The 23,245-nt window shown below is 74.4% G+C and carries 16 protein-coding genes; 12 read left to right on the top strand and 4 right to left on the bottom strand.

Features of this window, described 5'->3' with window-relative positions; all coding sequences use genetic code 11:
- Positions 1 to 3: 3 nt before the first annotated feature.
- The 7 genes from eboE to ABFY07_RS26625 all read left to right on the top strand — a co-directional run bounded on the left by eboE (position 4) and on the right by ABFY07_RS26625 (position 10,010).
- On the top strand, positions 4 to 1,233 hold the full coding sequence (gene eboE / locus ABFY07_RS26655; RefSeq protein WP_346176913.1) for a metabolite traffic protein EboE: 1,230 nt from the start codon (positions 4 to 6) through the stop codon (positions 1,231 to 1,233).
- Positions 1,230 to 2,660, top strand: coding sequence for an alkaline phosphatase family protein (locus ABFY07_RS26650; RefSeq protein WP_346176912.1), 1,431 nt, complete (start codon positions 1,230 to 1,232; stop codon positions 2,658 to 2,660). The genes eboE and ABFY07_RS26650 overlap by 4 nt, the downstream gene beginning before the upstream one ends.
- On the top strand, positions 2,657 to 3,796 hold the full coding sequence (locus ABFY07_RS26645) for a sugar phosphate isomerase/epimerase family protein (protein ID WP_346176911.1): 1,140 nt from the start codon (positions 2,657 to 2,659) through the stop codon (positions 3,794 to 3,796). Before ABFY07_RS26650 ends, ABFY07_RS26645 begins: the two co-directional genes overlap by 4 nt.
- 404 nt (positions 3,797 to 4,200) lie before the next feature.
- Entirely contained in the window at positions 4,201 to 5,283 is a 1,083-nt protein-coding gene (gene rsgA / locus ABFY07_RS26640) for a ribosome small subunit-dependent GTPase A (RefSeq protein WP_346176910.1), read from the top strand.
- 145 nt (positions 5,284 to 5,428) lie between these two features.
- The gene (locus tag ABFY07_RS26635) at positions 5,429 to 6,868 is read left to right on the top strand and encodes a dihydrolipoyl dehydrogenase family protein (protein ID WP_346176909.1); all 1,440 of its coding nucleotides are present in this window, start codon (positions 5,429 to 5,431) and stop codon (positions 6,866 to 6,868) included.
- Positions 6,869 to 6,921: 53 nt separating this feature from the next.
- A complete protein-coding gene (locus ABFY07_RS26630; RefSeq protein ID WP_346176908.1) occupies positions 6,922 to 8,088 on the top strand; it encodes a protein phosphatase 2C domain-containing protein in 1,167 nt (388 codons plus the stop codon).
- A 179-nt stretch (positions 8,089 to 8,267) separates the two neighbouring features.
- Complete coding sequence (locus ABFY07_RS26625) at positions 8,268 to 10,010, top strand: pyruvate dehydrogenase (protein ID WP_346176907.1); 1,743 nt, start codon at positions 8,268 to 8,270, stop codon at positions 10,008 to 10,010.
- 42 nt (positions 10,011 to 10,052) lie between these two features.
- On the opposite strand, the gene ABFY07_RS26620 is transcribed toward ABFY07_RS26625, so the two are convergent.
- Positions 10,053 to 13,211 (bottom strand): alpha-mannosidase, encoded by a 3,159-nt coding sequence (locus ABFY07_RS26620; protein WP_346176906.1) that lies wholly within the window; start codon positions 13,209 to 13,211, stop codon positions 10,053 to 10,055.
- Between the two features lie 151 nt (positions 13,212 to 13,362).
- Here ABFY07_RS26620 and ABFY07_RS26615 point away from each other — a divergent pair, with 151 nt between their 5' ends.
- Positions 13,363 to 13,845 (top strand): ATP-binding protein, encoded by a 483-nt coding sequence (locus tag ABFY07_RS26615; protein WP_428837011.1) that lies wholly within the window; start codon positions 13,363 to 13,365, stop codon positions 13,843 to 13,845.
- A gap of 112 nt (positions 13,846 to 13,957) precedes the next feature.
- Here the strand turns inward: ABFY07_RS26615 and ABFY07_RS26610 are convergent, their stop codons facing one another.
- On the bottom strand, positions 13,958 to 15,061 hold the full coding sequence (locus tag ABFY07_RS26610) for a DUF2637 domain-containing protein (protein WP_346176904.1): 1,104 nt from the start codon (positions 15,059 to 15,061) through the stop codon (positions 13,958 to 13,960).
- A 356-nt stretch (positions 15,062 to 15,417) separates the two neighbouring features.
- On the opposite strand from ABFY07_RS26610, the gene ABFY07_RS26605 reads away from it, so the two are divergent.
- Positions 15,418 to 16,116 carry a GntR family transcriptional regulator gene (locus tag ABFY07_RS26605; RefSeq protein ID WP_065965626.1) on the top strand — a complete coding sequence of 233 codons (699 nt, stop codon included), beginning with the start codon at positions 15,418 to 15,420 and terminating at the stop codon, positions 16,114 to 16,116.
- Positions 16,117 to 16,203: 87 nt separating this feature from the next.
- Here the strand turns inward: ABFY07_RS26605 and ABFY07_RS26600 are convergent, their stop codons facing one another.
- Both ABFY07_RS26600 and ABFY07_RS26595 read right to left on the bottom strand, forming a co-directional pair.
- Entirely contained in the window at positions 16,204 to 17,001 is a 798-nt protein-coding gene (locus tag ABFY07_RS26600; RefSeq protein WP_346176903.1) for a hypothetical protein, read from the bottom strand.
- A 206-nt stretch (positions 17,002 to 17,207) separates the two neighbouring features.
- Positions 17,208 to 19,052, bottom strand: a complete 1,845-nt coding sequence (locus ABFY07_RS26595) for a PucR family transcriptional regulator (protein ID WP_346176902.1) — start codon at positions 19,050 to 19,052, stop codon at positions 17,208 to 17,210.
- A gap of 259 nt (positions 19,053 to 19,311) precedes the next feature.
- Here ABFY07_RS26595 and ABFY07_RS26590 point away from each other — a divergent pair, with 259 nt between their 5' ends.
- The 3 genes from ABFY07_RS26590 to pucD are packed head-to-tail and all read left to right on the top strand — an operon-like array spanning position 19,312 to position 23,185.
- On the top strand, positions 19,312 to 20,211 hold the full coding sequence (locus ABFY07_RS26590) for an FAD binding domain-containing protein (RefSeq protein ID WP_346176901.1): 900 nt from the start codon (positions 19,312 to 19,314) through the stop codon (positions 20,209 to 20,211).
- Positions 20,202 to 20,768, top strand: a complete 567-nt coding sequence (locus ABFY07_RS26585; protein WP_346176900.1) for a (2Fe-2S)-binding protein — start codon at positions 20,202 to 20,204, stop codon at positions 20,766 to 20,768. The genes ABFY07_RS26590 and ABFY07_RS26585 overlap by 10 nt, the downstream gene beginning before the upstream one ends.
- On the top strand, positions 20,765 to 23,185 hold the full coding sequence (gene pucD, locus ABFY07_RS26580; protein WP_346176899.1) for a xanthine dehydrogenase subunit D: 2,421 nt from the start codon (positions 20,765 to 20,767) through the stop codon (positions 23,183 to 23,185). Before ABFY07_RS26585 ends, pucD begins: the two co-directional genes overlap by 4 nt.
- Positions 23,186 to 23,245 lie beyond the last annotated feature (60 nt).

Here is a 23,245-nt window from a genome sequence, read left to right as displayed (position 1 = left end):
GCGATGCGCTTCCGCCACCCGGACGGCACCACCGTCCACCTCGCCTACTGCACCAATGTGCACCCCGCCGAGACCCTCGACGGCGTCGTCGCCCAGCTCCGCGACCACTGCGTGCCCGTCCGCCGCCGCCTCGGCCGCGACCGCCTCGGCATCGGCCTCTGGCTCGCCCGCGACGCCGCCCGCACCCTCGACACCGACCCGTCCGCCCTGCGCGTGCTGCGCCGCGAACTCGACCGCGGCGGCCTGGAGGTCGTCACCCTCAACGGCTTCCCGTACGAGGGCTTCGGCGCCGCCGAGGTCAAGTACCGCGTGTACAAGCCGGACTGGGCAGACCCCGAGCGCCTGGAGTACACCACCGCACTGGCCCGGATCCTCACCACCCTGCTGCCCGACGACGTCACCGAGGGCAGCGTCTCCACCCTGCCGCTCGGCTGGCGCACCACCTGGAGCGCCGACCGCGCCCGCGCCGGGCAGCGGGCGCTGACCACCCTCGCGGAGCGCCTGGACGCCCTGGCGGAACTGACCGGGCGGAGCGTGCGGGTGGGCCTGGAACCGGAGCCCGGCTGCACCGTGGAGACCACCGGCGACGCCATCGCCCCGCTCACCGCCGTCGGCCACCCTCGCATCGGCGTCTGCGTCGACACCTGCCATCTCGCCACCTCCTTCGAGGACCCCGCGGAGGCGCTGGACGCGCTCGCCGCCGCCCGCGTCCCCGTGGTCAAGTCCCAGCTGTCGGCCGCCCTGCACGCCGAACACCCCGGCCGGCCCGAGGTCCGCGAGGCCCTCGCCGCCTTCGCCGAACCCCGCTTCCTGCACCAGACCCGCACCCTCACCGCGACCGGCCCGCGCGGCACCGACGACCTCGGCGAGGCCCTGGGCGGCATCGGGGAAGCCCTGAGCGGCCTCGGGGAGGCCCCGCCTCCCCGAGGCCGCCCGGGCGGCTCGACCCTGCCCGCGGACGCCCCCTGGCGGGCCCACTTCCACGTCCCGCTGCACGCGGCCCCCGCCCCGCCCCTCACCTCCACACTCCAGGTCCTGCGGGCCGCCCTGGCCCGGCTCGTCGGCGGCCCGCGCCCGCTGACCCGCCACCTGGAGGTCGAGACCTACACCTGGCAGGCGCTCCCGCCCGAGCTGCGGCCCCGCGGCCGGGACCGGCTCGCCGACGGCATCGCCGCCGAGCTCGCCCTCGCCCGCGACGAGCTGACCGACCTCGGACTGAAGGAGTTGCCATGACCGCGCCGGACGGCCGCCCCACCCCGCTCCTCGTCCTCGACGTGGTCGGTCTCACCCCCCGGCTCCTCGACCGGATGCCGCACCTCAAGGCCCTCGCCGCGGCCGGCTCCCGGGCCCACCTCGGCACGGTCCTGCCCGCCGTCACCTGCGCCGCACAGTCCACCTTCCTCACCGGCACGATGCCCTCGGAACACGGCATCGTCGCCAACGGCTGGTACTTCCGCGAACTCGGCGACGTTCTGCTGTGGCGACAGCACAACGGCCTGGTCGCCGGGGACAAGGTGTGGGACGCGGCCCGCCGTGCCCACCCCGGCTACACGGTCGCCAACATCTGCTGGTGGTACGCCATGGGCGCGGACACCGACCTCACCGTGACCCCCCGGCCCGTCTACTACGCCGACGGCCGCAAGGAACCGGACTGCTACACCCGGCCACCCGCCCTGCACGACGAACTCACGGAGAAGTTCGGCACGTTCCCGCTCTTCCACTTCTGGGGGCCCGGAGCCGATCTGGTCTCCAGCCAGTGGATCATCGACGCCACCCGTCACATCCTCCGCACCCGCCACCCGGACCTGGCGCTCTGCTACCTTCCCCATCTCGACTACGACCTTCAGCGCTACGGCCCCGACGACCCCCGCTCCCACCAGGCGGCCGCCGACCTGGACGCGGCCGTGGCCCCCCTGCTGGACGACGCCCGCGCGGAGGGCCGCACGGTCGTCGCGCTGTCCGAGTACGGCATCACCCGCGTGAGCCGGCCCGTCGACATCAATCGCGCCCTGCGCCGCGCCGGGCTGCTGGAGGTGCACACCCAGGACGGCATGGAATACCTCGATCCGATGGCCTCCCGCGCCTTCGCCGTCGCCGACCACCAGATCGCCCATGTGTACGTCCGCCGCCCCGAGGACCTGGCCGCCACCCGCGCCGCCCTCGACGGGCTGCCCGGCATCGGGCAACTCCTCGACGACGAGGGCAAGAAGACGCACCACCTGGACCACGCCCGCTCGGGCGAACTGGTCGCCATCGCCGAACCGGACGCCTGGTTCACGTACTACTACTGGCTCGATGACGCCCGCGCGCCCGACTTCGCGCGCCTGGTCGAGATCCACCGCAAGCCCGGCTACGACCCGGCCGAGCTGTTCATGGACCCGCTCGACCCCTATGTGAAGGTCAAGGCCGCCACCGCGCTCGCCCGCAAGAAGCTCGGGCTGCGCTATCGCATGGCGGTCGTCCCCCTCGACCCCTCACCCATCCGAGGCAGCCACGGCCGCCTGCCCACGAGCGACGACGACGGTCCGCTCCTCCTGTGCTCCACCCCCCGCGCCGTCGGCGACCGCATCGCGGCCATCGACGTGAAGTCCCTGCTGCTCCGACTCGCCGGCCTCGACATCGACGGCCCCCCAGACGAAACGAAAGAAGGCACCCCGTGAACCACACGCCTGACACCGACGACCAGCTGCGCCGCAGCCTCGGCATCGGCCGCCGCCGCTTCCTGAGCACCTGCACCGCCGTCACGGCCGGGGCGATCGCCGCCCCCGTCCTCGGCGCGAACCCCGTGCAGGCCGCGCCCCGGTCCGCCGACACCGGCAGAGGGCACCCGCTCGTCCCCGCCGACAAGCGCGGCATCATGCTCTACACGGTCCGCGACGCCATCGGCCGCGACCCGCTCTCCACCTCCCTCCCGTCCGGCTTCCGGGCCGTCTTCGAACAGCTCGCCCGCTTCGGCTACCGCCAGGTCGAGTTCGCCGGCTACGGCCAGCACCCGGGCGCCCCCGGCGGCGCGAGCCTGGAGTCCGTCCAGGGCGCCGGACTGCTGCGCCGCTGGCTGGACGACAACGGGCTGCGTGCCCAGGGCAACCACGGCTTCATCCCCGGCTCCTGGCCCCTGACCAGAGCCGACCTGGACACCTTCAAGAAGCACCTGGAGATCGCGAACATCCTCGGCCTGCCCCACATGGGCACCGGTGGCGACCCCACCGGAAGCTCCTACAAGGCCGACTGGGATGTGGCCGCCGACAAGTGGCACGCCCTGGGCGAGATCGCCCGCCGAGCCGGACTCAAGCTCTACACCCACAACCACGACGCGGCCTACGGCTTCCTCCTCGACGGCGGCCCGCTGGACGACCAGGGACGCCCCACCCGCAGCTCCGGCATCCGCAAGCTGGAGTACTTCCTGTCCATCACCGACCCGCAGCTGGTCTGGCTGGAGATGGACATCTTCTGGGCACACGTCGCCCAGTACAAGTTCCGCACCTACACCGCCCACGACGGCTCCACGCAGACGAACGTCTTCGACCCGGCGGGCCTCGTGACCCGCCACAACAAGCGCTACCCGCTGTTCCACGCCAAGGACGGCGTCGTCAACACCACCAACGGGATGGGGTACGACATGGTCCCGTTCGGCACCGGCGTCATCGACTACACCACGTTCTTCTCCCGCGTGGGCCACCGCAATTACCACAACCCCATGGTCGAACAGGACAACGCGCCGAGCACCACCAACCCGGGCCAGTCCCTGGAACACGCGGCGATCGGCTACCGCAACCTGGCCGCCCTGCGCCGCTAGCGGCGGCACGGGCGGAGGGCCCTCCGGCCGACCCGGCGGCCCTCCGTCCGTGCCGGTGGCTGCCGTGCGTCCCCCTCCGGGCCGGGCGGCGGCCGGCGGCGGCGGGGTCCGCGGGAGGGGGCGTGCGGGCGCGATATCCGGTGGCGCGCGGCGGGCGTGCGCTTCTATAGTGAGTGCGCTTCGTGCGGTGGCCCTCGGCCGCCGCTGTCGGCCCAGTGAGGAAACGGGAGGTGTGACCGATGGCTGTCTCTGTGATGGGCGCTGCCCGCAACCAGAAGAACGTCCACTCCACCTCCGTGGTCCCCGGCTGACTGATTCCTCCTCTTCTCTCTGCGCGCCCGTGAGCGCGTGGCCGGGGGCTGCCCTCAGAAGGGTTTCCCTTGAATCCGTCTTCCTCTTCCGCTGTGTCACGTCCGCTGTCCGCCTATGGCTGGGACGAGGGATGGCAGGCCGAGTTCGCCTCCCACGCCGAGCGGGGGCTGGTGCCCGGGCGTGTCGTACGGGTCGACCGCGGTCTGTGCGACGTCCTCACCGCCGAGGGCACCGTGCGCGCCGACACCGAGTTCGTCGTCCCCCGCGACCCGATGAAGGTCGTGTGCACCGGGGACTGGGCCGCGGTGGACGCGGCCGGCGACCCCCGGTACGTACGGGCCCTGCTGCCACGCCGGACCGCCGTGGTGCGGTCCACGTCGTCGCAGCGCTCCGAGGGACAGGTGCTGGCCGCGAACGTCGACCACGCGGTGCTGGCCGTCTCCCTCGCCGCCGAGCTGGACCTGGGGCGCCTGGAGCGGTTCCTCGCGCTGGCCTGGGAGAGCGGGGCCCAGCCGATGGTCGTGCTGACCAAGGCGGACCTGGTGCCCGACCCCGTGACGCTGGCCCACCTCGTGTCGGACGTGGAGACCGCCGCGCCCGGCGTGCAGGTGCTGACCGTCAGCTCCACCGCCGGCGAGGGCCTCGACGTGCTCGGCGCCGTGCTCGCCTCGGGCACCTCCGTGCTGCTCGGCCAGTCCGGCGCCGGCAAGTCCACGCTCGCGAACGCCCTGCTGGGCGAGAGGGCGCAGGACGTCCGGGAGGTCCGGGACAGCGACGGCAAGGGGCGGCACACCACGACCACCCGCGACCTGCTGCCCCTGCCGTCGGGCGGCGTCCTCATCGACACGCCCGGGGTGCGCGGGGTCGGTCTGTGGGACGCCGGAGAGGGCGTCGCGCAGGCGTTCTCGGAGATCGAGGCGCTGGCCGAGGAGTGCCGCTTCCACGACTGCGCCCACCAGGCGGAGCCGGGCTGCGCGGTGCTCGCCGCCATCGAGGACGGCACCCTGCCCGAACGCCGCCTGGACAGCTACCGCAAGCTGCTGCGCGAGAACCAGCGCCTCGCGGCGCGCACCGACGAGCGGCTGCGGGCCGAGCTGCGGCGGACCTTCAAACAGCGGCAGGCCCTCGGGCGGCACATGATGGAACGCAAGCGGGGCCCGATGCGCAAGCCGTAACCGCTGCTCCCGGGTGGATCCGGCACGGCTCGGATCCACCTGCGGACCCGTGGTTCATGTGGCCCGCACCGGTTCCTTGGGGCCAGGATGGCCCAAGGAACCGAAAGCCCGGCCGGACGCCGGAGCCGGGAAGAGAGCGAGTTGCATGATGGCCGCCACGGAAGAGTACGACGTCATCGTCCTGGGCGCGGGTCCGGTCGGCGAGAACGTCGCCGCCCGGACCCGCGCCGCCGGGCTCTCCACGGTGATCGTGGAGAGTGAACTGGTCGGCGGCGAGTGCTCGTACTGGGCCTGCATCCCCAGCAAGGCGTTGCTGCGCCCGGTCATCGCGCGCGCCGACGCGCGCCGCCTGCCCGGGCTGCGGCAGGCGGTCGACGGCCCGCTGGAGAACGCGGCCGTCTTCGGGCGCCGCGACGAGTACGTCGCGCACTGGAAGGACGACGGCCAGGTCAGCTGGCTCGACTCGATCGGCGTGGACCTGGTCCGCGGACACGCCCGGCTGGCCGGCCCCAAGCGGGTCGCGGTGACCGGCGCGGACGGGCAGGAGCACCACCTCACCGCCCGGCACGCGGTCGCCGTGTGCACCGGCAGCGACGCCGCGCTGCCCGACCTGCCCGGGCTCGCCGAGGTCCGGCCCTGGACCAGCCGCGAGGCCACCAGCGCCTCCACCGTGCCCGGGCGGCTGGCCGTGGTCGGCGGCGGCGTGGTCGCCACCGAGATGGCCACCGCCTGGCAGGCGCTCGGCTCGGAGGTCACCGTCCTGGTCCGGGGCTCCGGCCTGCTGGAGCGCATGGAGCCCTTCGTGGGCGAACTCGTCGCCAAGTCGCTGACCGAGGCCGGGGCCCAGGTCCGCACCGGCACCTCCGTGACCGGCGTACGGCGGGACACCCCGGACGGCCCGGTGACCCTGACCCTGGCCGGCGGGGAGCGGCTGGAGGCCGACGAGGTGCTGTTCGCCACCGGGCGCACCCCGCGCACCGGCGACATCGGGCTGGAGACGGTCGGCCTCGAACCGGGCGCCTGGCTGCGGGTGGACGACAGCTGCCGGGTGTCGGACGTCCCGGGCGGCTGGCTGTACGCCGTCGGCGACGTCAACCACCGCGCGCTGATGACCCACCAGGGCAAGTACCAGGCCCGCGTCGCGGGCGCGGCCATCGGCGCCCGCGCCCAGGGCGTGCCGCTGCTGGAGACCGACCCCTGGGGCGCCCACGCGGCCACCGCGGACACCGCAGCCGTGCCGCAGGTCGTGTTCACCGACCCCGAGGTCGCCGCCGTCGGGCTCACCGCCGCCCAGGCGGAGGCCGACGGCCGCCGGGTCCGGGTCGTCGACTACGACCTCGCCCGGGTCTCCGGCGCCGGGCTCTACGGCGAGGGCTACCGGGGCCAGGCCCGCATGGTCGTCGACCTCGACCGGGGCCGTCTGATCGGCGTCACCTTCGTCGGCCCGGGCGTCGGCGAGCTGCTGCACTCGGCCACGGTGGCGGTCGCGGGCGAGGTCCCCCTGGAACGGCTGTGGCACGCGGTCCCCGCGTTCCCGACGATCAGCGAGGTGTGGCTGCGGCTGCTGGAGACCTACCGGGGGTAGACGCCGCTCAGGCCGTGTTCCCGTGGGCGGTCCGCTGGGGAACCATGGAGGGCATGAGCCAGCAGGGGGACCGGCGCGGTCACGAGGACGAGTGGTGGGGCGAGTTGTACCGCCGGGACACCGACGACGTGGGGCCCGCGCCGGCGGGGGACTCGGTCGACGACCGTTTCGACTCCGCCTCCCGCACGGTCGCCGGCCCCCCGCCCGCACCAACCCCCTCCCCGCCTCCCGCCCCGGCCTCGTCCCCCGCCCCGGCCTCGTCCCCCGCCCCGGCCTCGTCCCCCGCCCCCGGAGCCCCCTGGGGTCCACCCGCCCCGCACCACCCCACCCGGCCGCCCCGGCCCGGCCCCGCGCCGGGGCCGGGCGGGCCGCCTCCCGCCGACGCGTTCGAGCCGGGCGTGTTGCCGTGCGCCGACGCGTACGAGTGGGCCGACCTCGGGCCGGACACCGTCCTGGACGGCGCCCGCTGTGGAGCCGCCACGCTGCGCGCCGTCTCCTCCCGCGGCGAGTCGGCCCGCCGTCGCGGCGAGCCGCGGCAGGACGCGCTGCTCACCGCGCGCTTCGGGGCCGGGCCCGGCGGTCTGGTGCTGGTGGCGCTCGCGGGCGGGGCGCCGGGGGCCGTGGCGGCCCAGCGGGCGGCGCGCGAGGTGTGCGAGTGGATCGCCCGGGCGGTCGGCCGCAGTCACGTGCGGCTGGTGGAGGACATACGCACCGGGAACCGCGACGCGCTCAAGTCCGGACTGCACCGGCTCACCGACCGGGCCCTGGGCCGGTTACGGGCCCGCGCGGCCGAGCTGGGCCTGGACCCGGCCGAGTACGCCGCCTCGCCGCGCTGTCTGCTGCTGCCCACCGACCCCGACTGCCGTACCCGCGTGGTCTTCGGCGCGGGCGGCGGCGGCCTCTTCCGGCTGCGCGGGGGCGCCTGGCAGGACCTGGAGCCCGCCGCACCGGCGCCGGAGACGGAGGCCGCGGGCGACGTCCCGGTCCCCGCCGCCCCCTTCCGCTTCCGGGCCTCCGTAGCCCACCCGGGCGATGTGCTCCTGATGTGCGGCGGCGGGCTCGCCGAGCCGCTGCGCGCCCGGCCCGCGCTCGCCGGACACCTGGCGCAACGCTGGACGGACGCGGAACCGCCGGGGCTCGCCGCGTTCCTCGCGGACGCCCGAACGAGGGTCGAGGGCTACGCCGACGACCGTACGGCGGCCGCCGTCTGGGAGGCGTGAGCGCGTGGTCCGTGGGTTGATGGAGCCAGGGCCCGGCCGCACCCGTACAGCCGGACCCGTGCGGACGGACCCGTGCGGACGGACCCGTGCAGACCGATCCGTACAGGCGGACCCGGTATCCACACCGGCCGCGCACGCCCCTGGGCTGCGTGAGCCACGACCCGGACGGAAGGCGCGCGATGGGCAAGCAGACCGTGGCCGAGCAGTTCGTGGACCTCCTGGCGCGCGCCGGGGTCCGCCGGCTGTACGGGGTCGTCGGAGACAGCCTCAACCCCGTGGTCGACGCGGTCCGCCGCAACGCGGCCATCGACTGGATCCAGGTCCGCCACGAGGAGTCCGCCGCCTTCGCCGCCGGCGCCGAGGCCCAGCTCACCGGCCGCCTCGCGGCCTGCGCGGGCTCCTGCGGGCCGGGCAATCTGCACCTGATCAACGGCCTGTACGACGCGCACCGCTCGATGGCCCCGGTCCTCGCCCTGGCCTCGCACATCCCCAGCAGCGAGATCGGCTCCGGCTACTTCCAGGAGACCCACCCGGACCGGCTGTTCGGCGAGTGCAGCCACTACTGCGAGCTGATCTCCAGTCCGCGGCAGATGCCGAGGGTGCCGCAGACCGCGATCCAGCACGCCGTCGGCCGCAGCGGCGTCAGCGTGGTGGCGCTGCCCGGCGACATCGCGGCGCTGCCGGCGCCCGAGCGGGCGGAGGAGCACGCCCTGGTCACCACCCGCCCCTCGGTGCGCCCGGGCGACGCCGAGATCGACGCGCTCGCCCGGATGGTGGACGCGGCCGACCGGGTGACGCTCTTCTGCGGCAGCGGCACCGCGGGGGCGCACGCCGAGGTGATGGCCTTCGCCGAGCGGGTGAAGGCCCCGGTGGGCCACGCGCTGCGCGGCAAGGAGTGGATCCAGTACGACAACCCGTACGACGTCGGCATGAGCGGTCTGCTGGGCTACGGCGCGGCGTACGAGGCCACCCACGAGTGCGACCTGCTGATGCTGCTGGGCACCGACTTCCCGTACAACGCGTTCCTGCCCGACGACGTGAAGATTGTGCAGGTCGACGTCCGGCCCGAGCACCTGGGCCGCCGCTCCAAGCTGGACCTGGCCGTGTGGGGCGATGTGCGCGAGACGCTGCGCTGCCTGACGCCGAAGGTGCGTGCCAAGACGGACCGCCAATTCCTGAACCGGATGCTGAAGAAGCACGCGGACGCGCTGGAGGGCAAGGTCAGGGCGTACACCCGCCGGGTGGACAAGCACATCCCGATCCACCCGGAGTATGTGGCGTCGGTGCTGGACGAGGAGGCGGCCGGCGACGCGATCTTCACCGTCGACACCGGCATGTGCAATGTGTGGGCGGCCCGCTATCTGACCCCCAACGGCCGCCGCCGCGTGATCGGCTCGTTCACCCACGGCTCGATGGCCAACGCGGTGCCGCAGGCGATCGGCGCCCAGTTCCTCGACCGCGGCCGCCAGGTGGTCTCGATGTCCGGCGACGGCGGTTTCGCCATGCTGATGGGCGACTTCCTCACCCTCGTCCAGTACGACCTGCCGGTGAAGGTGGTGCTCTTCAACAACTCCTCGCTGGGCATGGTGGAGCTGGAGATGATGGTCTCGGGCCTGCCCTCGTACGGCACCACCAACCTCAACCCCGACTTCGCGGAGATCGCCCGCGCCGCCGGGGCGTACGGCGAGCGCGTGGAGAAGCCCAAGCACCTGCGGGCCGCGCTGCGGTCCGCCCTGCGCTACAAGGGGCCCGCGCTGCTGGACGTCGTCACCGACCCCAACGCGCTGTCCATCCCGCCGAAGATCCGGGCGGAGATGGTGACCGGCTTCGCGCTCTCCGCGAGCAAGGTCGTGCTGGAGGGCGGGGTGGGCCGGATGGTGCAGATGGCCCGCTCGAACCTGCGGAACCTGCCCCGGCCCTGACCCCGCCCCCCTTGCCTCCCTACCGCGCTACTGCCTGCCGCGCTACGCGGGCGTGAGCCTGAGGGTGACGATCTCGTGCGGGCGCAGGCTCAGGGCCAGCCCGCCCTCGCCGGTGGCCGCCTCGTGCAGCGGCCGCTCCAGCAGGTCCGTCACCTGGGCGCTGACCACCGGGAAGGCGGTGGTGAGCGTGGCCGCAGCCCGCCCGCCGCGCGACTCGTACAGCCGCACCACCACATCGCCGCTCCGGTCCTCCGCCAGCTTGACCGACTCCACGGTCACCGCCGGATGGTCGACGCCGATCAGGGAGGGCAGCACCGGGCCCGCGGGGAGGGCGCGCGGCGGCAGGTTGAGCGCCAGGCCCTCGGCGACCGCGTCGCCCACCTCGGCGCCGGGCAGCAGCGCGTAGCCGAAGCGGTGGGTGCCGAGGTCGGTCTCGGGGTCGGGGCTGTGCGGGGCGCGCAGCAGGGTCAGCCGCACGGTGGTGCCCAGCACCCGCCCGCCCCCGTCGCCCTCCACGGCGTGCTCCGTACGGGTCACATCGTGGCCGTACGTCGAGTCGTTGAGCAGCGCCGCGCCATAGCCGGGCTCGGCGACCCGCAGCCAGCGGTGGGCGCAGATCTCGAACCGGGCCGCGTCCCAGCTGGTGTTGGTGTGCGTGGCGCGGTCCACATGCCCGAACTGGATCTCGGAGGTGGACACCTTGGCGTGGATGTCCAGAGGGAAGGCCGCCTTGAGGACCTTCTCCGACTCCTGCCAGTCCACCTCGGTGGTGATGTCCAGTCGGCGGCTGCCCCGGCTGAGCCGGATCTCCTGGGTGATCCGGGAGGCCCCCGACGCGCCGAAGACGCGCACCACCCGCACCGCGGCGCGCAGCGGCCCGGACTCGACCAGCTCGACGGACTCGGCGTCGGTGAGATCGGTGTGGACCCGGCGGTAGTGGCGGTCGATGTCCCAGGCGTCGTACTCGTTCGGGTGGTCGGGGTGCAGCTGGAGGAGGTTGCCGCGGGCGCCGGGCGCGATCAGCTCCCGGTCGGCCGGGAGGTCCACCACGGAGGTGAGCAGCCCGTCGCCGTCGATCACCACCCGCAGCAGGTCGTTGTCCAGCACGATCGTGCGCCCGTCGCTCAGCGCGCCGACCGGCGCCTCGGACGCGCCGGCCGCCGGCGTGTCGCCGCGCACGGCCGACGCGCCCAGCGCGGGCAGCCGCACCGCGACCGCGGCGCGCCCGTCCTCCAGCGGCTGCGCCGGCGCGCCCGGCGGCAGGGCCGCCGCCGTCGGCGCGTCGAGCGTGACGACCTCCTCGCGCGCGTACGGGGAGGCGTTCAGCACCACCGGCCCCTCCGACGCGCCGCCGAGCGCGGCCACCGCCGCGGCGACGATCCTCTCCAACTCGGCGCGGACCCGCTCGTAGGTGTCGCGGGCCTCCCGGTGCACCCAGGCGATCGAGGAGCCCGGCAGGATGTCGTGGAACTGGTGCAGCAGCACCGTCTTCCAGGTCCGGTCAAGCTCCTCGTACGGATAGGCGTACCCGGGGGCCCGCAGCGCGGCGGCCGTCGCCCACAGCTCCGCCTCCCGCAGCAGGTGCTCGCTGCGCCGGTTGCCCTGCTTGGTCTTGGCCTGGGTGGTGTACGTGGCCCGGTGCATCTCCAGGTACAGCTCGCCGGACCACACCGGCGCCTTGGCCGCGTACTCCCGCTCGGCCTCCGCGAAGAACGCCGACGGCCGCTCGATCTCGACGCGCGGCGAGCCCTCCAGCGACTTGAGCCGCCGCGCCTTCTCCAGCATCTCCCGGGTGGGGCCGCCCCCGCCGTCGCCGAAACCGAAGGGGACCAGGGAGCGGGTCGCCAGCCCCTTGTCGGCGAAGTTCCGCTCCGCGTGGGCCAGCTCGCTCGCGTGGAACTGGGCGTTGTAGGTGTCCACCGGCGGGAAGTGGGTGAACACCCGGGTGCCGTCGATGCCCTCCCACCAGAACGTGTGGTGCGGCATCTTGTTCGACTGGTTCCAGGACAGCTTCTGGGTGAGGAACCACCGCACCCCCGCCAACTTCGCCAGCTGCGGGAACGCGGCGGTGTAGCCGAAGGAGTCCGGCAGCCAGATCTCCTCGGTGTCCACCCCCAACTCCTCCAGGAAGAACCGCTTGCCGTGCACGATCTGCCGCGCCAGCGCCTCCCCGCCGGGCATGTTGGCGTCCGATTCGACCCACATCGAGCCGACCGGGGCCCAGTTGCCCTCCGCCACCGCCTTCTTGATCCGCTCCCAGATGTGCGGCTGGTGCTCCTTCACCCACGCGTACTGCTGCGCCTGCGAGCAGGCGAAGACCAGCTCCGGGTACTCGCCCGCGAGCGCGGTGACGTTCGCGAACGTACGGGACGCCTTGCGCACGGTCTCGCGCAGCGGCCACAGCCACGCCGAGTCGATATGGGCGTGTCCGGTCGCCGACACGCGGTGGGCGCTGGCGTGGGCGGGGCGGCTGAGCACCTCGGCCAGGGCGGCGCGCCCGGCCGCGGCGGTGCCCGGCACGTCATGGAGGTCCAGCGCGTCCAGCATGTTCTCCAGCGCGCGGAGTATCTCGTGGCGCCGCGGCCGGTCCACGGGCAGCTCGCGCATCAGCTCCGACAGCACCTCGATGTCCAGCACCAGGTGCCAGACCTCCTCCTCCAGCACGGCCAGGTCCGCCGAGGCGAAGCGGTACAGCGGCCGGTCCCCGGCGGTCAGCACATCGCCCAGCTGGGTCGGCTCGAAGCCGTCGCGCAGCACGGCCGGGTTGGCGGCCGCCTCCAGCAGCAGCCGCACCGGCTCCCCGCCGGCCGCCGGGGCGGCGACGGGGATGTGGCGGTTGCGCGGGTGGATGCCCTTGATCGGCACGCCCTCCGCGTCATACACCAGCCCCTCGGCCTGGAAGCCGGGGGCGTCGCCGGTGAAGCCGGGGTCGATGACGGCCTCGACCCGCCGTCCCGCCCACGCCTCGGGCACCTCCCCCTCGAGCCGGAACCACCAGGTGGACCACGGCGAGCCCCAGTCGGTGCCGGTCTCGAATGGCTCGTACGACCCCTTCAGCGCGTCGCGCACCGGCACCGGCTCGCCGGGGGTGCGCCACGCGGACAGCGTGAGCGGGGCGCGCGCCGAGTACTGGGCGGGCCTGATGAACTGGTGCAGCGCCCGGTCGAGGCGCCCTTCCACCAGCGATCGGTCGTCGTGCATGCGCGGCTCTCCTCGGGATCGGCGCTCGGCGGATCAACACCCCGATCACTTCCCGCGGTGTGTGGGCGCCAACACGCGGGAAGCATTCCCGTGAGCGTGTTCGACGACAATTCGACGCTGGCCGCGCCACGGGCGGCCGGGGCGGGGGAGGATGAAGCGTCAGCCTGCACATCGGGGCGGGGCGGCCGGGCGGCCGGAAGCGGGGGCGGTGGCCATCGAGAGCGAGCGGGGCCCGGCCCTCAGCAAGCGATTACGCGGCGGCGAGCTGTCCCGGGTGGCGGAGGTGCGGGCGGGCCTGCGCGAGCTGCTGCGCCACTGGGGCGAGCCGGGCCGGAGGGACGTGGCCGAGCTGCTCGCCAGTGAGCTGGTCACCAACGCGCTGGTGCACACCGACGGCGGGGCGCACCTCACGGCCACGCTCGGCGCGGGTCCGGGGGCCCTGCTCTGCGGCCGATTACGGGTCGAGGTGCGGGATTTCGCCTCCCGGCACCCGACGCCGCGCGTCCAGGTGTCGGAGGAGGGGACCTCCGGGCGCGGGCTGATGCTGGTCCACTCGCTGGCGGACGCGTGGGGGGTGCGGGCCCACGGCGTGGGGAAGACGGTCTGGTTCGAGCTCGACGCGCGGTGCGGGTGAGGCTCGGCGCGCGGGAGACGGCGCCGGAGGTTCGACGCGCGGTGCGGGTGAGGGGGGCCTGTCCGGCGGGGGCGGGAGAGGAGCCCGGCTCCCCGTCCCGCCCACCCGGCGGTCAGCCGAAGGCCCGCTCGATCTGCGCGAGCTTCTCCTCGAGGGAGTCGAGCCGCGGCATGGTGAGCGTGTCGTCCTCGGCGGTGAGGTCGATGGTCCGCGGCCGCTCGGCCACGCGGTCGCCGACGGTTCCGGCGGCGGCGTCGTCAGCGTCGCCCGCGGACCGCAGCGCGGGCCGGGAAGCGGGCGCGGGCAGCTGCCCCTTTTCCAGCGAGGGTGAGTTTTCCGGCGAGTTCTCCGGTATGGCAGGCTCCGATGTGAGCGCGGGCTGCGGGGAGGACCCGGTGACCTCCACCTGACGGCCGCCACGCCGGCCCCAGCTGCGGTGCTGCCGGTTCAGCGCCCGGATCCTGGCCCGGTCCAGCTTCTCCTGCTCGCGCCTGCGCTGCCGGTTCAGCTCCTTCTCCCTGCGGTCCTCGCGGACCTCCTCGACGGCCTCGTCCAGGGTGCGGACGCCCTCGAGCAGCATCAGCGACCAGGCGGCGAAGGTCTCGCGGGGCGCGCGCAGCCAGCGCACGATACGGATCTGCGGCAGCGGCCGCGGCACCAGGCCCTGCTCGCGCAGCGCCGCCCGGCGGGTCTGCTTCAGCGCGCGGTCGAAGAGCACCGCGGCCGACAGCGACATGCCGGCGAAGAACTGCGGCGCCCCCGCGTGGCCCATGCCGCGCGGCGCGTGCACCCAGTTGAACCAGGCCGCGGCGCCGGCGAACAGCCACACCAGCAGCCGGGAGCCGAGCGCGGCGTCACCGTGGCTCGCCTCGCGCACCGCGAGGACCGAGCAGAACATCGCGGCGCCGTCGAGCCCGAACGGCACCAGGTACTCCCAGCCGTTCGAGAGGGCGAGGTTCTCGCGTCCGAAGCCCACCAGGCCCTGGAAGGAGAGCGCGGCCGCCACCCCCGCGCAGCAGAACAGCAGCACGTACGAGGCCATGCCGTAGATGGCCTCCTTGCGCCGCCGCCGCTCCTCGCTGCGCTCCCAGGAGTCGGTGGTGGCGTTGTCGTCCTTGCTGTTGCGGCCGCGCGCGAGCACTGTCACCGCTCCCACGACGCCGACCAGCACCACGACGGCCGGGAGGCCCCAGCTCGATATGTCGGTCAATCTCATCCGGTGTCCCTTGCCTGGCTTCCGTGAAGTTCTGGCCGCAGTACCCGGCCTACTCGCGCGACATCTTGGCGCAAACCTCGCTTGCCCCGAGTGGTTTCCGGACAAGAGGCCGCCAATTCGGCGGGGGGACACGCGGATAGGTGCGATACGGTTCGAACGCTCGCGCTGTGCAAGCGGCTTGCATTCTATTCATGGAACCCGATCGGGCGTAAACGGGTCTCTGAGCTTGCGTCAGGGTGCTCGATGTGCGCCCTTGTGCTGTGTTCCGTTAGCGTTGCCTTAAATACGGCGTCCGAGGGGTTTGACCTCACGTGACCTCCGCATATCGTTTCCAGCGGACGTCGGGAGGAGCCGAGGTGGAGCAGGCCAGAGCCGGAACGGCGGCGGAGCCGCCCCCAAGTCCCGGCACCCCTTGCCCCGGCGGGACCACCCCACGGCCCCGGCGCCACTCGGTGCGCGGGCAGATCCTGGACGCCCTGCGGGACGCGCTGGTCGGCGGCGAGCTCGCCCCCGGCGAGGTGTACTCCGCGCCGGCCCTCGCCGAGCGCTTCGGCGTGTCCCCCACCCCCGTACGGGAGGCCATGCAGCAGCTCGCGGGGGAGGGGGCCGTCGAGGTGGTGCCCAACCGCGGCTTCCGGGTGGCCCGGCGCAGCGCGCGCGAGCTGGCCGAGCTGGCCGAGGTCCGGGCGCTGCTGGAGGTCCCCGTGATGCTCAGCCTCGCCGAGGCGATCGCCCCCGAGCGCTGGGCGGGGCTGCGGCCCTTCGCCGAGGCGACGGCCGCGGCGGCGGCGAAGGGGGACCGCGCGGCGTACCTGGAGGCGGACCGCACGTTCCACCAGGCGGTTCTCAGCCTGGCCGGAAATCAGCAGCTCGTCGTCGTGGCCGACGAACTGCACCGCCGGGCGCAGTGGCCCCTGGTCGGCGGCCAGATCGTCCGCACCGCCGACCTCATCGCCGACGCGGCCGAACACACGGCCCTGCTCGACGCGCTGACCGAGCGGGATCTCGACGCGGTCGAGTCCCTGGTGCGCGACCACTTCAACGGCGGCGACTGACGCTCGCGCATCGGCGCCCGTCCCCCGCCCCTTGCGGAGAAGGCGAATCGCCGAGAAGGCGAAGGGGCGGGGGAGTGGGGGCCTCGGTCACGCCGGCGCGGAGGGGGTGCGGGCTAACTGGTCGGCGAGCCACACCGGGACGCCGCCCAGCAGCCGCACCAGGCGGACCGCCTCCGTGCGCAGGCGGGTGGCCTCCGGTTCCTCCTCCACTTCGGCCAGGGCCGCCAGGGCCGGGGCGATGCCGATCAGATAGCCCAGCTCTTCCCGGATGCGCAGCGATTCGGCGAAGCCGCGCCGGGCCTCGGCCACCTCGCCCTCCTGCTCCGCCATCGCGGCGAGGTGGCGCCAGGTGAACGAGCGCAGCAGCTCGTCGCCGTGGTTGGCGGCCCCGGCGTGGGCGCGCTGGAAGGCGGCATGGGCGCCGGTGGGGTTCTGGGACAGGTGCTGGGCGATCAGGCCGCGGCGGAAGTCGAGCAGCGGGCGGGTCGGCGAGCCGGGGCCGAGCAGCGCGGCGGCGCGCCCGAGCGCGGTGCGCGCCTCGTCGGCGCGGTCGCGCGCCCCCAGCAGCGTGGCGGCGTACGCGAGGTAGCCGCGCTCGCAGGCCGTGGCGCCCCGCTCGTCGTCGGTGAGGGCGAGCGCCTCCGCCGCCCGCAGGGCGTCCTCGGCGGCCTCCCACCCCTCGGAGGTGTACATGCAGCGCTCGATCAGCACCGCGCTCCGCTTGAGCGCGGCCGAGGTGTCGGTTATCGCGCGGGGGGCGAGCAGGGCGGCGGCGTCGTGCCAGCAGCCGCGCGACCGCAGCCGCCATACCGCCGTGTCCAGGGGGTCGTCCACGCGACCCGGACGGAGATCAGAATCGGAGTCCGACGATCCAGGTGGTGACATGGCGGTGTCCGCCACATTGCCCTCCCCAAGCGCGCCATCGAGCCGGAAGCTGTGATCCGAATCTCAGCATGAATGCGAGGGCCCGGCCAAGGGGTCGGTGTGAATCAATTCACAAACAGTTGGAAAACCGGTGAGCCCTTGACGCGGGGCGAGCCGCCGGACCCGCGAACCCGCGTTCGGTCAGCCCAGCAGCTCAGCCCAGCGGCTCAGCTCATCCGCAGGGCCAGGAAGAAGTCCACCTTGTCCTCGAGCCGCGCCAGGTCACGCCCCGTCAGCTGCTCGATCCGCCCCACCCGGTACCGCAGCGTGTTGACGTGCAGATGCAGCCGGGCCGCGCAGCGCGTCCAGGAGCCGTCGCAGTCCAGGAACGCCTCGAGCGTGGGGACCAGCTCGGCGCGGTGGCGGCGGTCGTAGTCGTGCAGGGGGTCGAGCAGCCGGGCGGTGAAGGCGCGGCGGACGTCGTCGGGGACGAAGGGGAGCAGCAGGACGTGGGAGGCGAGCTCCTGGTGGCCCGCCGCGCAGACCCGGCCCGGGCGGGCGGCGGCGACCCGCCGGGCGTGTCGCGCCTCCTCGAGGGCGCCGCGCAGCCCTTCGGCGGACTGGACGGTGGCGCTGACGCCGAGCGTCAGCCGCCCGTCGCCGTCCAGCCCCCGGGAGAGCGGTTCCCGGACGGCGGCGAGCAGCGCGTCAGCGTGGAGCCCGGCCTCGAAGCCGTACGCCCGCTCGGCGCCGCCGCTCCCGGCGGCCGTGTCGCCGCCGGTGTCGCCCCTCGCACTACTCGCCGTACCAGCTGCCGTACCGCCCGCCGGGGCCGCCGCCGCGCCGTCGGCCGGCGCGGGCAGCGGGACGAGCGCGACCGCCTCGTCGCCGGTGTGCGCCACCGCGATCCGGTCCGAGGGCTCGGGCCCGCCGGCCTCCGGGTCGACCAGCACCTCTTCGAGCAGCGACTGGGCCACCGGGCCGCCCGGCGCCGGGGGAGCCTCGCCCTCCCACTCGACGCGGGCCACCACCACCTGCCAGTGCGGCGCCGTGCCCAGGCCCGGCAGCAGGACGGGGGCGGCCACCCGCAGCCGGGCCGCGACCTCGGCGGGCGGCGCGCCCGACTGGACCAGCTCCAGCACCTCCTGGGCCAGTCGGCGCCGTACGGTGCGGGCGGCGTCCCTGCGGTCCCGCTCCACGGCGATGAGCTGGGTGACGCCGTGCAGCAGGTCAAGCCGCTCCTCCGGCCAGTCGCCGGCGTCCGCCCCGACCACCAGCAGCCAGTCGGACAGCACGGTCTCGCGCACGTCCCCGGAGCCGGCGGGGCCGCGGCCGCTGCCGCGGATCGGGAAGAGGGAGTACGTGGCGCCGTCGGCGGCGGTCACGCGGTGCGGGCCGCGGCGGCCGGAGCGCTGGGCGGCCAGGTGCTCGCCCGCCAGCTGAGCGCGGACCGCGGCCGGCAGCTCGGGCGCGCCCCCGCGGCCCGCCGGCCCCGCGCCCCCGGACCCGGCGGCCGCCGGGCCACCGGACGCCGCGACGGTCGGCACCGCGATCCGGCGGCCGGTGGAGGAGAGCACCCAGGCGGGCAGGTCCAGGTCGGAGGCGAGCAGGTCGAGCACGACCTCCGGGCCGCCCCCCGCGGGCCCCGAGGTCATCAGCCGCCGGTGCCGGTCCACGACGGCCGCCAGGTCCCCGGCCCGCTCCCCGGAGACCCGGCGCACCACGTACTCGGTGATCGACGCGAACGCCACGTCCTCCACCACCGAGAACAGCGGCAGCCGGTGCCGCGCGCAGGCCAGCACCAGGTCCTCGGGCACGGAGCCCAGCTCCGCCTCACCCGCCGCGAGCCCGGCGACCTGGGCCTCCACCAGGATCCGTACGAACCGCTCGGAGTCCTCCGGCTCCCGCCGCCACGCCAGGCCGGTCAGCACCAGCTCGCCACCGGACAGATAGCGGCTCGGGTCGCGCAGGTCGGTGGTCATCACGCCGCGCACGGTGCGGTCCAGCTCCTCCTCGCCGCCCAGCAGGCGCAGCCCCAGGGCGTCGGTCTCCAGCAGTGCGCGCAGCCGCATGTCGTCGCCAGCAATCCTCGTGTGTCGCCGGTGGAAGTCCTCGCAGTCCTCGCCGTTTCGGTGGCTACCGCCGAGCTTTCCACTCCCCGTCTTTCGTTCGAATCTACAAGACCCGCCCGCCGGCCGGCCAACCGCTTCATGTCTTCGGTGACTGCCCCAGGTGGCCCATGCCTCGGTCTACTGGCGGCAAGCCGCGTGCCCGGCGGGAGAGCCGAAGCGCAGAGTGCTGGGGGACAGACCCCGGAGAGAAGGGACGCCCATGGAGTTCCTGCGCCCCGCCAGGTGGGACGAAGCGCTCGCCGCGAAGGCCGCGCACCCCACCGCCGTGCCGCTCGCGGGCGGGACCGATGTCATGGTCGAGCTCAACTTCGACCGGCGGCGCCCCGATCACCTGCTCGACCTCGGCCGCATCCCCGAGCTGCACACCTGGGAGACCGGCCCGGAGACCGTGCGGCTGGGTGCCTGCGTGCCGTACACGCGGATCGTCGAGCGGCTGCCCGGCGAACTGCCGGGGCTGGCGCTCGCCGCGCGCACCGTCGGCTCGCCGCAGATCCGCAACCGGGGCAGCGTCGGCGGCAACCTCGGCGCCGCCTCCCCGGCCGGTGACGCGCACCCCGCGCTGCTCGCCGCCGGGGCCGAGGTGGAGGTGGCGTCGGTGCGCGGCAGCCGCCTGATCCCGGTCGAGGAGTTCTACACCGGCGTGAAGCGCAACGCCCTGGCGGACGACGAGCTGATCAGGGCGATCCACATCCGCAAGGCCACCGGACCGCAGCAGTTCTCCAAGGTCGGCACGCGCAACGCCATGGTCATCGCCGTCTGCGCGTTCGCGATCGCCCTGCATCCGGACACCCGTACGGTGCGGACGGGCATCGGGTCGGCCGCGCCCACCCCGGTCCGGGCGCGCGCGGCCGAGGACTTCCTGAACGCCGCCCTCGCCGAGGGCGGCCACTGGGACGGCGGCCGGGCCGTCACCCCGTCGATCGCCGGGCGGTTCGCCGAGCTGTGCGCCGCCGCCTGCGACCCGATCGACGATGTGCGCGGCAGCGCGGCGTACCGCCGCCACGCGGTGTCCGTCATGGCCCGCCGCACGCTCGGCTGGACCTGGGAGGCGTTCCGCGAGGGCGGGGCCATCACCGGAGGAGGCGCACAGTGCGCGTGACGTTCACGGTCAACGGGCGGCGGCACCAGGCCGACGAGGTGTGGGAGGGCGAGTCGCTGCTGTACGTGCTGCGCGAGCGACTGGGCCTGCCGGGCTCCAAGAACGCCTGCGAGCAGGGAGAATGCGGCTCCTGCACGGTCCGGCTCGACGGGGTGCCGGTGTGCGCCTGCCTGGTGGCGGCCGGTCAGGCCGAGGGCCGCGAGGTGGTCACGGTGGAGGGCCTGGCGGAGTACGCGCGGGCCCGGAGCGAGGGGGCGGCGGCCGGGGCCCGGAGCGAGCGGGCGGCGGGCGACGGGACACCCGCGCAGCCACCCGTCCAGCCGCCCCCGCTCGCCCCCGTCCAGCAGGCCTTCATCGACGCGGGCGCCATCCAGTGCGGCTTCTGCACCCCCGGACTGCTCGTCGCCGCCGACGAACTGCTGGAGCGCGAACCCGACCCCTCCGACGCCGACATCCGCGAGGCGCTCTCCGGCAACCTGTGCCGCTGCACCGGCTACGAGAAGATCCTCGACGCGGTGCGCCTGGCCGCCGCGCGCGGCGCGGAGGCCAGGCGATGACCACGGACACCGACCGCACCACCTCCACCTCCAGCCGCGCTCCCGCCCGAACCGCCACTAAGCTGCGCCAGGGCGCCACCGCCAAGGGCACCATCGGCGAGTCCACGCCACGCCCCGACGGCACCCTCAAGGCCACCGGCGAGTTCGCGTACTCCTCCGACCTGTGGCACGAGGACATGCTGTGGGGCTTCACCCTCCGCAGCCCGCACGCCCACGCCGAGATCCGCTCCATCGACGTCGGCGAGGCGCTGGCCATGCCCGGCGTGCACACCGTCATGACGTACGCCGACCTCCCCGCCGAGACCCACTACGGCCTGGAGATCCGCGACCAGCCCGTGCTCGCCGCCGGCCGGGTCCGCTACCACGGCGAGGCCGTCGCGATCGTCGCCGCCGACCACCCCGAGACCGCGCGCCGCGCCGCCGCCCGGATCAAGGTCGAGTACGCCGAGCTGCCGCTGGTCACCGACGAGGCCACGGCCACCGCGCCGGATGCGCCCGTGCTCCACCCCGGCCGCGCCGACCGCCACGCCGGCGGCGTCCCGCACCCCAACATCGTCCACCGCCAGCCCATCAGGCGCGGCGACGTCGCCGCCGCCGAGGCCCGCGCCGAGGTGGTGGTGCGCCGGGACTACGAGGTCGGCATGCAGGACCAGGCCTTCCTGGGCCCGGAGTCCGGTCTCGCCGTGCCCGCCGAGGACGGCGGCGTCGACCTCTACATCGCCACCCAGTGGCTGCACGTGGACCGCGACCAGCTCGCCCCGGTCCTGGGCCTGCCCGCCGACAAGGTCCGGCTGACCCTGTCCGGCGTCGGCGGGGCCTTCGGCGCCCGCGAGGACCTGTCCATGCAGGCCCACGCGTGCCTGCTGGCGCTGCGCACCGGCCGGCCCGTCAAGATCGTCTACAACCGGTACGAGTCCTTCTTCGGCCATGTCCACCGCCACCCCGCCAAGCTCGCCTACGAGCACGGCGCGACCCGCGACGGCAAGCTGCTGTACGTCCGGTGCCGCATCGTCCTCGACGGCGGCGCGTACGCCTCCTCCTCCCCGGCGGTCGTCGGCAACGCCGCCTCGCTGTCCATCGGCCCGTACGCCGTGGACAACGTCGACATCGAGGCGCTCGCGCTGTACTCCAACAACCCGCCCTGCGGCGCCATGCGCGGCTTCGGCGCCGTACAGGCCTGCTTCGCCTACGAGGCGCAGATGGACGCGGTGGCGGCGGAGCTGGGCCTGGACCCGGTGGAGTTCCGGCAGCGCAACGCCATGTCCCAGGGCACGGTCATGCCGACCGGCCAGCGCGTCGACTCCCCGGCCCCGGTCGCCGAACTGCTGCGCCGGGTCAAGGAGCGCCCGCTGCCGCCCGAGCGCCCCTGGGCGGACGCCGGGGGCTCCGTGGACGTACGGGGGCTGCCCGGCGGGCTGTCCAACACCAGCCACGGCGAGGGCGTGGTGCGCGGCGTCGGCTACGCGGTCGGCATCAAGAACGTCGGCTTCTCCGAGGGCTTCGACGACTACTCCACCGCCCGGGTGCGGCTCGAAGTGCTGGGCGCGGAGCCGGTCGCCCTGGTGCACACCGCCATGGCCGAGGTGGGCCAGGGCGGGGTGACCGTACACGCCCAGATCGCCCGCACCGAGCTGGGCGTCACCCAGGTCGTGATCCACCCGGCCGACACCCGGGTCGGCTCGGCGGGCTCCACCTCCGCCTCCCGCCAGACGTATATGACCGGCGGCGCGATCAAGCACACCTGCGAGGCGGTCCGCGAGGAGGTGTTCCGGCGCGGGCGGGAGCGGTTCGGCCACCGGCACCCCGGCTGGGCGGGCGACGCGGGGCTGCTGCTGGAGGGCGGCAAGGTGGTCACCGGGGCGGGCGAGGTGATCGGCGACCTCGCCGAGATCCTCGGCGGGGACGCGATCGACATCGAGCGGGAGTTCCGGCACCGCCCGACCGAGCCCTTCCACCCCGAGACCGGGCAGGGGTTCGGCCACGTCCAGTACTCCTTCTGCGCCCACCGGGCCGTCGTGGACGTGGACACCGAACTCGGCCTGGTCAAGGTGGTCGAACTCGCGGCGGCCCAGGACGTCGGCAAGGCGCTCAACCCGCTGTCCGTCGTCGGCCAGATCCAGGGCGGTACGACCCAGGGGCTCGGGCTCGCGGTCATGGAGGAGATCCAGGTCTCCGGCGGGGCGCTGGTGCGCAACCCGTCCTTCACCGACTATCTGATCCCCACCATCCTCGACACGCCGAGCATCCCCGTGGACGTGCTGGAGCTGGCCGACGACCACGCTCCGTACGGGCTGCGCGGGGTCGGCGAGGCCCCGACGCTCTCCTCGACCCCGGCCGTGGTCGCCGCGATCCGGGCGGCGACCGGCCTGCGGCTGGGGCGCGTCCCCGTCCGGCCGGAACACCTGACAGGCACGTGACGGTTGTGGGTAGAGGTGGCACAAAATGGCGCGACGGGTGCAAGGGGCACGAGGGGCACA

This window comes from Streptomyces sparsogenes subsp. cuspidosporus (genome assembly GCF_039532705.1).
GTDB lineage: Bacteria > Actinomycetota > Actinomycetes > Streptomycetales > Streptomycetaceae > Streptomyces > Streptomyces sparsogenes.
Note: the sequence above shows the minus strand (reverse complement) of the source record. Positions and strands in the feature narration are given on the sequence as shown.